We start from the raw sequence: 13,977 nt of genomic DNA on the forward strand, positions 1-13,977 counted from the left end.
TATTGTATATCATTAGAAAAAAATGATAATATAACCTTAAAGACTAAATCAAAGAAAGGGATAAATGATGAATTTTTCGCTCAAAACTTCCTTCATCCCAAATAAAAAGAAATCCAACTTTTTTAAAGCCAATTATTTTTTTAATATTAACAAAGACATGCTTCACCATCTTGAAAGAGCCGAACTTTCTCCACTGCCGCTTCTCAATGAGGCAGACTACCAAAACTACCATAAGATTTTTAACTCCGAGGGCAAATGGATTGGTATGAGTTCTGAGCTCCTTCCAAAAAGTCAAAGTTATTCTCTTAAAAACAAAACTTTGAAGCTTCAAGGCTACACGTTTGAGGGTTGGGCGAAGGTCCGCAATCGTCACAATGTACTCGCCACTCCTCAATCACAAGAACAGGCTCAACTTTACGCTGGACCAAGTTCTGTTATCCATCGGACAAGAGTGTATAACCCGAGCTTTCTTTGGAAACCGCAGGAGAATCCTAACTTTGAACCACTGGGACAAATCTATGATTTTCATGCACAATGGACGCCTATCAAATATCCTGTTCGCTATAGTGCAAGGACAATCTGGAATGAATCTCTAGATTGGACGCATCCTGTGGGGATGCGGAGCATCGAGCAAGGCTATATTTCCCAAGCCAAAGCTAAGTTACCTTACTATCAGTTCATCGGCTGGCAAGTGGGAGATAATCCCGTCAGCAAAGACCAACCCATTATCCCGCCTGGCGTTGGTGCCGTTGATATTGTTGCTGTTTTTGAACAAATATCATAATCTGGGTGTTCGTCATTCTTACAATAAATATTCTAAAAAACATAAAAATATCCCTCTACTTCATCATTACTCTAGAAGCTTTTAATTTTATGCCATAATAAACTTTGTCCTTCTGGATAATCTAGCAGAAAGGAGGGCTTGAAGTGTCAAATTTCGCTATTACACTTTTAGTCTCGGTTATATCGGATTGTATCGTGGCTATCTTTACTTATTAGCTTAACCATAAAGATAAGCGCTAGATTTATTGGATGTTAGCCACACATAACAAAAACGCTCGTACGGGAATACGGGCGTTTTTGCGTGTCAAATTTCGTTGGATTCACTATAACACATTTAGAGTATTTGTCCAAAAGTTAAATCTCAACTCGCCCACTAAGCAGTTTTTAGAGTCGAGTTATGTCGTTGTGGCCTTTATATATAAAGGCTATTCTTAATTTTATTCAAAGACAAATTGGTTATGATAAAGCTCAGAATAAAAGCCTCCGAGATTTACAAGTTCATTGTGGTTTCCTTCTTCGATGACCTCACCATCCTTAAGAACAACAATCTTATCTGCATTAAGAATTGTTTTCAAACGGTGTGCGATAACAAAAGAGGTACGCCCAGCGATGGCTGCTTCCATCGCCCACTGAATTTGCTCTTCCGTTACTGTATCAACATTAGATGTCGCCTCATCCAGAATCAGCAATTCCGGATTTGTCAAAATAGTTCGCGCGATTGAAATTTGTTGCTTTTGCCCCACAGAGAAGACGTTGTCTTCATCGTCGACCATCGTGTCATATCCCTCGGGCAAACTCTCAATAAATTCATGGATATGTGTTGTCTTGGCTACCGTGATAACTTCTTCCATAGTCGCATCTTTTTTACCAAACTTGATATTGTCCGCAATTGTGCCAGAGAAAAGGACAGACTCTTGCAAAACAATACCAACCTTAGAGCGTAGAGAATCTAAGTCAAATTCTCGGATATCTGTTCCATCAAACTTGATTCCGCCCTTGTCCACATCATAGAAACGGTTCATAAGATTCATAACAGTGGTTTTACCTGACCCTGTTGGACCAACCAAGGCAACCATTTGGCCTTTTTCGACATTGATATTCACGTTTTTAAGGACTGGTTTTTCTGGAAGATAACTGAAGTCAATATTTTCAATGTGAACCCCTTCAGAAATGCCTTCAAATACTTTTCCATTTTCAGGACGTACTTCTTCTTTTTCATCGAACATCACATTCAGACGTGTTGCACCAGTTACCGCAAGTTGCAATTGACCGAAAGAAGATGAAATTTGCATGATTGGGTTGTAATACTGTTGTGCATATTGGATAAATGTAGCAAGTAAACCAAAAGCTGCTGCAGTTGACAATGAAGCATCGTTAAGTAGGATATTCGCTCCTGCAAAGATAACCAAGGCCAAAGTCAAGAGCGAGAAGCCATTCATCAGTGGAAAAATCATCCCTGACCAAGCTTGCGCTGCAAAGGTTGTTTTACGCACTTTATCATTACGGACTTCAAAACCTGCAATCGCATCTGCTTGAAGTCCTTCAACGATAATCGCTTTTTGCCCAGAAATTTTTTCATCCATATAAGCATTGAGTTCACCGACTTCTTTTTGCTGCTTGTCTGTGTACTTTTTAGCTTGGACAATGATAATCACTGCACAGAGGATAGCGACAGGTGTCGTCGAGATTGTAACCAAAGCCATCTTGACATTTTGATCAAAAATCATATACAAAATCCCGATGAAAAGAGCAAAGTTGGTCGTTACATTGACCGCTGCTTGGTTCAGTGTATTTTGAATATTATCCAAGTCAGAAGTAAAGCGGGCGAGAATGTCACCATCCGCATGGCGGTCAAAATAAGAAATCGTAAGGCGCTCCAACTTACCAAAGAGACCTTTACGCATACGGTTTGTAGAGTGTGCAACGATACGTGTAAAGAGCAAGCTATAGATGAGCTGAGCCACACCTGTCATCAAGTAAAAGGCAAGAAGCATCCACATCGAATTCATAAAGTCAGCCTTACTTGGCGCTTGTGAGGTAGCCACCTTCATCAAGTCAGCAATAGACTGCCCATTGAGCGTTGCACGGATAACTTCTGGTACATTGGCATCTGTCAATTGGTGCCAGTCTGTGGGAATTTTAGCCAGAGCTTGCAAGCTGTCAATAGTCGTACCAGATGGTAGGTTTGACGTTACCGCTGCAGGAACATTAGCAGATGTTAGGCTATGCCAATCAACCACATGACCTGCGGCCTGAGACATTTGACTAGCGATTTGCTGCAGTGCATCTTGTGCCTGACTCGAGCTAGCCGCGATTTGTTGCAAGCCCTTGACCGCTTCATCAGCATGTTGATGACTAAAATAACCTCCTACGTAGGTAGAAAGGTGTGTAATAGAATCCCCAAGAAGTACGGGTGCTTTAACTTGCAGATAAGTAGCCGCAATGATAAATATCGCAATCACGAGGAACTGTAATTTGTATTTTTTGAAGTAGAGATAGAAGAACTTCAATGCACGAGATGTATCATTCATAATCTTTTTTCATTTTCTTGTTTTCAAATAAATGGTTTGAAGAACAATGAAAACTTAGTCCTCCTTTGCTTTCTGTGTATCATAGATTTCACGGTAAACCGCAGAGTTCTTAACTAGCTCTGTGTGTGTGCCCTGCGCAACAAGTTTACCTTCATCAAGGACAAGAATATTGTCCGCATGAACGACAGATGAAATCTTTTGAGCGATAATAATTGTTGTCGTATCTTTCAAGTCTTTACTTAGAGCTTCCTGAACTAACTTTTCTGACTTGGCATCAAGCGCTGATGTTGAGTCATCCAAGATGAGAACTTTAGGATCTTTGATGATACCACGTGTGATCGACATGCGTTGTTTTTGACCACCAGAGAAGTTATTTCCACGTTCTTCAACCTGTGATTCATAGTGTTCGGGAAGCTTCTCGATAAATTCTGCTGCTTGGGCAATTTCTGCTGCACGGCTCATCTGTTCTGGTGTCGCATCTGCTTTACCTTGTTTCAGATTTCCTGAAATTGTCCCCGAGAAGAGGATCGCTTTTTGCAAGACAATCGAAATCGTGTTTTTCAGGGTTGTCTTGGAAACATGCCGCAGGTCTTTGCCGCCGACACTTACTGTACCTTCTGTCGGATCAAAAAGACGAGGAATAAGCTGAGCCAAGGTTGATTTACCAGAACCTGTAGCTCCGACAATACCCACCATTTGACCTGGTTTTATTTCAAAACTTATGTCTTTAAGTGTTGGCTGCTCATCATTAGGGTAAGAGAAAGAAACATGATCAAACTTGACTGATCCTTCTAGCTCTTCATCCGGAACATCTTCGAAGACCATCGCAGGTTCGGTTTCAAGCACTTCTTTGATACGCCCAATCGAAACAAAACCACGCGATGCAAACATGGACATCATTCCTCCCATGATGATAGCCATCATGATTTGCATCATGTACTGGATGAAGGACATGATACCACCAAGTGTGCTGGCAGCTGTATTTAAATCACGGGTAACATAGGTAGAAACCAACAGAATCGCTCCAAATACAGCCAGTTGAGAGATGATAGTGAAGGCTGGAATCATGGCAGCAAAAGTGTAGCCTACAGCCATATTGTGATCCAGAAGTTCGTCAGAGGTTTCATCAAATTTTTGAATCTGGTCTTTTTCCTGAACAAAGGACTTAACAACACGTGCGCCACGTAGGTTTTCTTTGGCAATCCCGTTAATGCGGTCCATCAGTTTTTGAAAGACCATGAAGTGAGGCCCCATTGACTTCATGGACAGCATGGTTACTATTACGATGAGTACAACCATGACAACGATAATCCACCAAAGTTCTGGCATAGTGATAATGGACAAGACAAAAGCTCCGACAAAGAGCAAGGGCACCCGGATTAAAACTTGGAAAGTCATCATCAAAAGTGTCTGCACTTGGTTGATGTCGTTCGTCATACGTACAACCAGATTTCCGGCATTAAACTTCTCAATGTTTTCATAGGAGAAAGTTTGAATCTTACGGAAAGTTTCTTCACGGATATCTGCGGATACTGACTGCGCAATCTTTGCAGCAGTAACTGTGTTAAGAATAGAACCAATCAATCCTACGGCGGCGATGAGTAAAAGATATACCCCATAGTGATTAATTTTATCGACCTTATCTGATATTGAGATAGACTCTGCCATAACGCTTAGAATGTTCTTCATATATTGCGGTTGCCAAAGCGCAGCACCAACTTGAAGAAGCATGGTAGCGAGGGCAGCGAAGACAAGAAATTTGTACTTGCCGATGGCTTTCATTACCATAAATAAAAAAGTTTCCTTTCATTTTCTTGTCAAAAATGACAAAAATAAATACGTTAGCTGAAAAATTATAACATTTAAATATTTATTTTTCAACAAAAATAACTAACACTGTTAATCTTTTGTTTAGTTTATAACTTGTATAAACTAACAATTATATTCTAACCTTTTTCAAGAAGAGTGTCAATGATTTGTGATACCCTAGTTAATGAACAGTCCCCTTCCTTTAATCTTCTCATTCTGGTGAAAGAAAGACGGTAAGCCTTGGCTTGTTTTTACTCCACTCTCTTATGGAGGTATTGGTGAAAAGCGGGCGAGCTGCTTTTCTGTTATAATTATGTTATGAACAACGGTAAAATTTCACGCTCTCACAGCCTTAAGCTTGCCGAACGTGGCGTGTGGGTCAGTATAGGCGCTTATATATTTCTCTCCCTCTTACAACTTGGAGTCGCACAAATCACTCACTCTGCTTCCCTTTTGGCCAATGGTTTTAATAATGTCACTGATATTCTAGGTAACATCGCCATCGTTATCGGTCTACGCATTGCGCGCATTCCTTCTGATAATGATCATGCTTATGGACATTGGAAAGTCGAGTCTATTTCCAGTCTTATCTCCAGCTTTATCATGTTCCTTATCGGTTTTGAAGTTCTTCGTCAAACCATCGTCAATTTTATAGAAGGAAGTTCAGCAGAAATCAATCCAGTTGGTGCTATAATCGCACTATTTTCTGCTCTGGTTATGATTTCCGTTTATTTCTACTCTAATCGTTTAGCTAAGAAAACACAATCAAAAGCACTTGAAGCATCTAGCAAAGACAATCTTAGTGATGCACTGACTTCTTTGGGTACAACTGTTGCTATCATTGCAGCTGCTATGCATTGGATTTGGTTAGACCGCATCATGGCTTTAATCATTTGTGGCTTCATTCTCAAAACCGCTTATGATATTTTCCGAGACAGTGTCTTTTCGCTCTCTGATGGTTTTGACGATAATCTTTTAGAAGATTATAAGGAAGCTATCGAACTGATCGATAAGGTCAAATCTGTTAAAATGATTCGTGGTCGCACCTATGGCAGCAATATCTTTCTGGATGTTGTCGTTGAGATGTCACGTGACCTCTCTGTCTATGAAAGTCATGCTGCTACTGAAAAAATAGAGCGTATGCTCATGGCTGGTTTTGATGTTTATGATGTTGATGTCCATGTAGAACCCGCCGCTTTACCAGAGGAAGAGCACTTTGCTTCACGTGCTTTGGAACTTCTCCCAAAGGAAGAAATGCTCCTCAATGGTCAAAACCTCAATCAGCTGCTAGCCCCACAATTTCAAGCTATCACCTCAAGCGGTGAAATTATCCAAGCAGAAAGCTTCATCGCTAACGCAACACCAAAAGAAAACTTAGCGATTAAAAACTATCAGGCAGAGCAAGTCAGCAAGAAAACTTTCATCCTCACTTACCATTATCTGGACAACCAAAAGAGCTATACGGTATCAAGTGTCTGGCGAAGAAATGAGTACTGGCGTTGTATCTACCGTCAGCTCACAGAAAAAGCTGAGGAAACTTCTGTCCTTTGAAGAGATTAAAGCGAGTTCTTAGTAGTCTCGGTAACAGGCTGAAATACTATGTAAAAAGTACAATTCCTTAAGGAATTGTACTTTTTGTAGATAGAGGTTGTTGATGCTTTGTTATTGATGGATGATGAGGGCGGGGCGGACGCCTCTACCAGAGAAAGCTTCTCCTGTGGTACTTATCGAACCATGAAAACCACCCGAAGAACTTGTCTCCCAAGCCCTATTTTCAACAGTAGATGGGGTACGTAGCCACCAATGTATACCAGCACCACGTTCTGCATTGTTCGGAAACCCACGACCTGGACCGGAAAATCGGATAACATCCGCTAAGGAAAGGGCAAAAGCACGCCTAGCTCCTCCAGGAACAACAGCAGTAAAATCTATTGCCGCCGCCCCAGTTAAATTGGTAGGATTACGCATACTCCCTAACCACTCGAAAGCAGACGAATCAAACGCAACATTTCCAGTTATAAAGTTATTAGCAACAGGTTGAACAATGTCCTGCAAATCTTGAGGTGTCTCTGTAGCTAACCACATGTTAAAATAAGCATCTTTTCCATTCCAAGTAACGGAAGGGATTACTTCATCGCGGATAATCAAGTGATTCCCCTCTCCCATATCTTCAAGGTAACGGAATTGTTGCCCGTCTGATGTCGTAAAGAGACGACCAGGATTCATACTCTCAAAATTAAAAGCGCTTATCGGCGAAGGTTCATCGGCATCTGGATTTTCTGCAGGCAGTTCGCCATTATCATCCACTGCATTATTCCGGATACCACGAAGCAGACGACCTACCTCTCCACTTTCTGGCTCATTTTCAAAGTCGCGGTCCGGCGTAATCAACTGGCTGTCCACATGGATAGCGTAGTAATAAGAACCACGGATATCATGTGCCGCCTCTGTCATCACTGCTGCATCAAGCAGGTAAGAACTGCTTTCCCCCTCCTGCAGTTGACTGGCCCAGTAAGCCCAGCCTGTTTCATGGTCGATTACCCAGAAGTCCCCAATTTTATGCTCATTGGGTAAGGCAGACCATTGCTGAAGTGTAAGTGGGGCACGGTCTTGTGCTAAATTTTGCGCTGTTGTACGTTCAACGCCTTCAAGGGCACCGGGCCAGACTGTACTTGTTGGGCCTTGACCATTTGTATAGCTCTCCCCTTCTTGCCAGTAGGCATCCTCACCCGTACCTGGATGAGTGGCCCCATCTGTCTCACCGTCTGTGGCGCCAGTTCCAGCGATATAGTCTCGCGCATGCCCTGCTGCAGCCGTCATCAGGTCGTTCTCCACATGGTTGAAGGTGGGCAAGTACCAAGGCGCATGTTCTCCTTGACGGGTCCAACCAAAGGTCAGGTTACTATATTGGTTAAAGACGGCAGAGTCGCCCGTGCGGATACTGAGGCTTTCTGTTGAGGGAATGTAGGTCGTCCAAGTCTCTACACTCTCTCGAACGGCAGTTGGCACTATGGAATTGAAGTTCTCTTCTCCACGGGCTCGAATCGCCATAAACTCAGACAGGCGAACCCGTGCCATGATAGGCTCCTCCCCATAGTTTTCGACAAAGACGTCCTTGTTTTCTGTGTCACGGTTGTAGTAGTCGTGAACACGGCCGCCTACTTCGCCCAGATTATCTCTTAGGCGGTCGTTAATAGCGCGTTGGTTGAAGGCGGTGAAGGCGAATGTCCCTGCAATCAGCAGAAGGAGTGTGAACAGAACTAGGGCAATCCCCAGTTTTCTCTTGTTTTTTACGTGCATTTTGTTTTTCCTCTTTTTTAGTTTTTTCGATTAGAAGTGATGGTGAATAGGAGCACTTTCAGGCACATGGCAGCAGCACACGGCAAAAAACGTCCCAGTCATCCGGAACGTTTTGGTGCATGGAGAAAAGAGCGACAATCTACCGCCTGTTTATGTGCTGTGCTGTGCTGTGTGTGCTGTGCTGTGCTGTGCTGTGCTGTGCTGTGCTGTGCTGTGCTGTGCTGTGCTGTGCTGTGCTGTGCTGTGCTGTGCTGTGCTGTGCTGTGCTGTGCTGTGCTGTGCTGTGCTGTGCTGTGCTGTCTGATTATAGAGCATGGCCTTTTCCTCGTCAAGTATATTGTACACATCAAGTAACACAATATACATATTATATAATGTTATTGTAATCTTTTTCTTACCAAATTCAAAATGATATTTAAAAAAGTATCCAGTGACAAAGAAAACAATAATACAAAGCCAAAGAAGGAAGATATTCTAATTTCAGACAAAATGGAAAAACAAAAATTGCTTACCTGCAGCATTCCTGTGTATTAGGTAAGCAATTTTTCATCTTTTTTATGTTTTTAGACGGCTCATAATCTGTGGTAAACGTTGAATATTATCAAACACTACCATGAAGATGGCCGTTCTTATAGGAATCTGCACGAGAAAAGGAATGCGGGTAGCCAATAGAACTTTAAAAGGTGTCTGATACATGAGCGAAAGCCAAAAAGTATTGAGTAGCACTGTTTGAAGAAGCATTGTTACACTCACAACAGCTAAAATATAAAGCCAATCTTTAGTTCGCGTTATGCTGAACTTCTTGTTGTAAAAAGCCCAACCATAAATAACTCCGACAATGACAGCTGTTACAGTCATACCCGGTGAAGAGATACTCCCTCGAAAAAGTACACCTAGGATATCGCCTAGTCCTAGAGCTACTCCCGCCCACAAAGGGCCAACAAAGAAGCCAATCAAGCCATCAGCCACAAAGCCTGGCGATAACTTCCAAAGACTACTCCCAAGAGTAAAAGAGCGTAAGATGATAGACAATGCCAACAAAATCGCTAAGAAAACAAGCTGTATGAGTGACAGCTTCACAGTAAACTTTTTCATATAGTACCTCCCAAGGATCTGGTGAGTAACTGATTATATGAGAATCAGCGGATGCAAGCCTCTACCGCACTTGAAAAATCAAGTTTCGTCTGTGAACGACATCCCATTTCACAGCACTTAACGCATCGGCCCTACTCTGTTTATTTTTTACCTCCCTAGCTTATCATAAGCTTTGTTCAGATACTTCTCAATTTCAAGGCTTTTCTTTTACATTGGATTTTAGATGTTTACAGAAGTTTGCTTCATAAAATGAAAAGCGCTCAAAAGTCAGTTTTATCCAACTTTCAAGCAACATTTTCCTTCTTAAAGTTCTTTTTCTACAGCAGCAATTGCGTTCTCAACAGCACGCTTTTGATTGTTAATCAATGCTACACGCGCATCGATTTGTTTAATCGCCATCTCAATAGAACGTTTGAGTCCTGGATTACTTAGTTTTGGCTCAAAGAACGCTTTATATTCTTCAAATTTTTCAGCTGTCTTGAAGACATTACCTGGGTAAATAACAAATTTATCATAACTCATGTCACCACCAAGTTTTTCAGCGAGCCACTCCCAGTTTTCACGTTCCCAAGTCCATGCAGCATCTTGGGCAAAATCTTTTGATAAGAGGTAGAACCATGAGAAAGCAATATCTTGTGGTTTCACAACATCAGCGTTCTTGAAGTCCTTCAAGAGGCTGTCGATAGCAGCCTCATCACGTATGTTAGCCACAGCTGCTGCCAACTCACGTTTTAACTCTTGCAAGCTTGTTTTTGTATAAATGTCCATGTAGGAAGCTACAAGTTCTGCAGAGTTCGTAACTTTGATTTCGTTAGTCAGAATGATTGGACGGATGTCCGCAGGAATAGTCGCTACATTGTCCTTATGTGCTGCATAAATTTCGCTTGCTTTCGCTACTGCTCCAGGATTTTCAGCATAAAGTATGCGAGAAAGTACCGTTCCGCGTAGTGTCTCATCGCCAGCAGATTCTCCTGCTTTTTTCTCCCAACCTAGACGGGCATAGTTTTTCGCAAATAATTTGCCAACAAGGGACTTGTATGATTTTTCGGTCTCTGATTCATCATCAACGAAGATATCCAACTCTGCAAAAATTTGATTGAGGGCTTGGTTAACGATATAGCTTTCTTCATTGGCGAAGGCAGGTAAAATTTTCACCACATCAGCATAGCTAATGACCTCACCTTTAGCAAGGTATTTGCGGTCTTGCAAAATTTGGAATTTTGTAATGTCTTCAAGATTTGCGAGGTCAGCCAAAAGATTATCCAAAAGCTCGCCTTTGTAATCAATAATATAGTGCGCTGCATGCGCTTCATTGAAGAAGAGCGGTTGACCTGCATTTTCAGCCTTAAGAGCTGCATAACCCGGAATTTCAACCTTTTCCGTAGTCAATGTATCTGGCAAGCCTTTCCAGTTCGTATTCAATGGAATTTGCCACAAACGCCCTTTATCCTCACCTTTACCAATGAAGAATTGCTTTTGACTTAAGACCAGTGTGTCATCAACAACTTCCGCAGTCAACACAGGATAGCCGGGTTGGTTAACCCATGAGTTCATAAATGCGCCGACATCCTTACCTGACGTACTTGAAAGCGCCGTCCAGAGATCTTCACCTACTGTATTTCCATATTGGTGTGTTTCAAAGTATTTGTGAAGTCCTGCTGAGAAGTCTTTATCGCCGAGCCATTTACGGAGCATGACCATCAGGCGAGAGCCCTTGGCATAGACAATGGCAGCATCAAAAAGTGTACCGATTTCGTCAGGATGGTTCACATCCACGTGAACAGATTGAACACCATCTGTAGCATCACGATCTAAGGCAAGACTGGCTTCTTTAACAGAGAAGCTTTCCCAAACTTTCCAGTCAGGCTCAATAGCATCAATCGCCACATATTCCATGTTGTTGGCAAAGGATTCGTTGAGCCACAAGTCATCCCACCAGCGCATGGTTACCAAATCACCAAACCACTGGTGCGCCAGCTCGTGCGCAATGACTGTTGCTACATACTGCTTGCTGGCAACTGTGGCATTTTCTGGGTCAACCAGCATGCAGACTTCACGGTAAGTGATACAGCCCCAGTTTTCCATCGCACCTGCTGAGAAGTCAGGCAGCGCAACATGCCAGCTGTGTGGCAATGGATAAGGTGTTTTATAATAGTCCTCGTAAAATTCAATCGAACGAATCGCGATATCTAAAGGAAAGTCTAAGACCTCTTCTGAATGTGCCTTTGTTGAGAAAGTTCCTACTTCAATACCAGACTTGGTACGTCCTTTTTTATACTGCATGTCACCGAAGACGAAAGCAAGAAGGTAAGTACTCATACGAACTGTACGTTCAAAAACGTGAATGCCTTCGATATTGAGAAGCTCTGGCATATTAGAAATGATAATATCACCCGGTTCTTCATCAAACTTCACAGAGAGGTCGAATGTAGCTTTAGCCTCTGGCTCATCAATAGATGGGAAGGCTTGACGTGCAAAATGCGACTCAAATTGCGTACCGATAAGCATTTTCTTCTCACCGTTTACCTCATAATATGAAGGATAAATCCCCATCATATTATCTGTAATCTTACCTTCATACTCAAAAGCTACAGTGACTTGTCCTTCATGACCGACTTTAACCGCGATTTCTTCATTGGCATCATCTACAGTAAAGTCTGCCTCAACACTAAAAGCAGAAACCTTAGTAATATTCAAATCTTTTTGGTGAAAATAAACAGTGTCTGCCTTGGCTTCACCTTTGATAGCTACTTGACCTTTGAAAGTTTTAGCCTTACGGTCAATATCAAGAAAAATTTTATAATTTTCTGGTACAAATGTTTCGATTAAACGTTTTACTGCCATAGTTTTTTCGCTTCCTTTTTAGTTAGTTTAACCAATTATAGCAAATTGTTTAGAAAATTTCGAGAAAATAAACAAATTTTACTGCATATTTCAAAACAGGATGAAAAAACAATTTTTTCTGGTAAAATGAAACTATGAAAAAAACAAGATTTTCGGTAACCCTTGATGAAAAGGGAAAGCTTCTCTTAGAGCTTGCATCTGGCGCAAGTATTCGTATTTTTGAAAGCCACAATAGTCGCTTTGCCCTACAGGAAGGCGAAATATTTTTGTTGGTGAAAAAAGGACAGATTATTATGATTGCTGTGGATAAAAAGTTAATCCCTAAACTAGAGTTTGACAAAGTAATCGTCCTTAATCCGAGTGCTTACGATATAGACAGCAACTATCTAGAAGCCTTTCTGATTGAAAAGGCGCAGGAAGCAGGGATGAAACTGGCAGCTCAACCTGAGTCTCTCAAGATTCCTAAAAATATCTACCAAGCCTGCAGTAAAGCGGCGGCGGAATTTCTACCTAGTTTGGAAGCTTTCGGGTTTAAGTTTGCGAAGAAAAAAGCTTTCTCCGCTAAGGCACAACATCGTTGGAAAAAGGCAATTTCTGATATTGAATTTCACATTAAACATGAGGGAACATCTGGGACTGTTATTTGGCAAAAATCTACTGAGATGCGCCTTCTTGCAGGGGCAAAGATTTTGCCTGATGATGCTGCCCCAAAAAGAGCAGATGGAACCTTTGGCTTGGCAGCAAAATTTACGTTCGCACTTCGAGAAGAAAACAAGGACAAGTTCGACCCTAAAACTTGGACAACTACAGAGGATATCATCTTACGCTCTGTAAATGAAGTGGGACATTTTCTTTATTTTGCGGGGACTAACAGCTGGTTGGAAATGTTTGATGATGAAGGTCGCTCTATACATGAACTAACTGTTGTCAACTAAGGAGCACTTATGATTGACTATACTTTGGAGCACAAACCCTCTTTTATATTATCTGCCTACGGCTTTCCAGTCCAAGCTTCGCTTCAAGATTATCGCACCTTGTTGCTTGAAAAGGAACTGTTTGAGAAGACTTTACGAACGGATGGGCGTTTTGACAAACTCAAAAAGCTGGCCAAAAATGACCGAGAATGGTCCGTCAATGATGATTACTATGAAAAAGCTTGGAATTATTTTGCAGTGGAAACCAGAAAAACAGTCAAGGATGATAGCCGCTTGATTAAATTCCCTGAGAGTGATTACATTGTTATTGCTGCTATCGCAGATAAGGAAGCAATCTTCGAGCGGTTGTCTCATCAGGCTTTCCGAAATATCCTGCCAGCAATGACTGACTATGCTTACCTCGGGGGCTCAAATGCTGCTTATCGGCAAGAGAGAGGAGACGGGAGCTATTATGGAGAATTTTGGCCTCCCGTTGTGAAAAAATAAAAAGCCTCAGAAAAAGAAGGCGAAAAAATTTCGAAAAAGCGATGAATGTATTACTTAATGCGTAATGCGCCCTGAATATTTTAACAGTTCTTATACTGCTCTTCACTCCTTCAAGCTAGAATGACATGTAAGAGCTTCTCTTGTTCTCAGGATTTTTTCATGCATTTGTCTTATAAAAAAACTCATTTCGTCAA

General features: G+C 41.7%; 10 protein-coding genes and 1 riboswitch. Of the genes, 4 read left to right on the forward strand and 6 right to left on the reverse strand.

The window, feature by feature from the left end; genetic code table 11:
- Nucleotides 1–64 precede the first annotated feature (64 nt).
- On the forward strand, nt 65–784 hold the full coding sequence (locus ACGHCK_RS06510) for a hypothetical protein (RefSeq protein WP_251423879.1): 720 nt from the start codon (nt 65–67) through the stop codon (nt 782–784).
- A 436-nt stretch (nt 785–1,220) separates the two neighbouring features.
- Here ACGHCK_RS06510 and ACGHCK_RS06515 read toward each other — a convergent pair whose 3' ends face one another.
- Nucleotides 1,221–3,314 (reverse strand): ABC transporter ATP-binding protein, encoded by a 2,094-nt coding sequence (locus ACGHCK_RS06515; RefSeq protein ID WP_271328225.1) that lies wholly within the window; start codon nt 3,312–3,314, stop codon nt 1,221–1,223.
- A gap of 54 nt (nt 3,315–3,368) precedes the next feature.
- The gene (locus ACGHCK_RS06520) at nt 3,369–5,102 is read right to left on the reverse strand and encodes an ABC transporter ATP-binding protein (protein WP_271328224.1); all 1,734 of its coding nucleotides are present in this window, start codon (nt 5,100–5,102) and stop codon (nt 3,369–3,371) included.
- Nucleotides 5,103–5,441: 339 nt separating this feature from the next.
- On the opposite strand from ACGHCK_RS06520, the gene ACGHCK_RS06525 reads away from it, so the two are divergent.
- Nucleotides 5,442–6,674, forward strand: a complete 1,233-nt coding sequence (locus ACGHCK_RS06525) for a cation diffusion facilitator family transporter (RefSeq protein WP_251423885.1) — start codon at nt 5,442–5,444, stop codon at nt 6,672–6,674.
- A gap of 111 nt (nt 6,675–6,785) precedes the next feature.
- Here the strand turns inward: ACGHCK_RS06525 and ACGHCK_RS06530 are convergent, their stop codons facing one another.
- From ACGHCK_RS06530 to ACGHCK_RS06545, 4 genes are all read right to left on the reverse strand, one after another.
- Entirely contained in the window at nt 6,786–8,423 is a 1,638-nt protein-coding gene (locus ACGHCK_RS06530; RefSeq protein WP_271328223.1) for a hypothetical protein, read from the reverse strand.
- Nucleotides 8,424–8,573: 150 nt separating this feature from the next.
- Entirely contained in the window at nt 8,574–8,789 is a 216-nt protein-coding gene (locus tag ACGHCK_RS06535; RefSeq protein WP_394304514.1) for an adenine methyltransferase, read from the reverse strand.
- A gap of 189 nt (nt 8,790–8,978) precedes the next feature.
- Entirely contained in the window at nt 8,979–9,518 is a 540-nt protein-coding gene (locus ACGHCK_RS06540; protein WP_271328364.1) for a folate family ECF transporter S component, read from the reverse strand.
- Nucleotides 9,519–9,561: 43 nt separating this feature from the next.
- Nucleotides 9,562–9,659: riboswitch (THF riboswitch) on the reverse strand.
- A 162-nt stretch (nt 9,660–9,821) separates the two neighbouring features.
- On the reverse strand, nt 9,822–12,362 hold the full coding sequence (locus tag ACGHCK_RS06545) for a M1 family metallopeptidase (RefSeq protein WP_251423660.1): 2,541 nt from the start codon (nt 12,360–12,362) through the stop codon (nt 9,822–9,824).
- Between the two features lie 134 nt (nt 12,363–12,496).
- Between ACGHCK_RS06545 and ACGHCK_RS06550 the strand changes: the two genes are divergently transcribed.
- Together ACGHCK_RS06550 and ACGHCK_RS06555 are read left to right on the forward strand one after the other, a co-directional pair.
- A complete protein-coding gene (locus tag ACGHCK_RS06550; RefSeq protein WP_251423662.1) occupies nt 12,497–13,297 on the forward strand; it encodes a hypothetical protein in 801 nt (266 codons plus the stop codon).
- Between the two features lie 9 nt (nt 13,298–13,306).
- Nucleotides 13,307–13,783: an effector binding domain-containing protein gene (locus ACGHCK_RS06555; protein ID WP_271328365.1), complete on the forward strand. Its 477-nt coding sequence runs from the start codon at nt 13,307–13,309 to the stop codon at nt 13,781–13,783.
- The last annotated feature ends 194 nt before the right edge of the window (nt 13,784–13,977 follow it).

Source organism: Lactococcus muris (assembly GCF_042849115.1).
Lineage (GTDB): Bacteria > Bacillota > Bacilli > Lactobacillales > Streptococcaceae > Lactococcus > Lactococcus muris.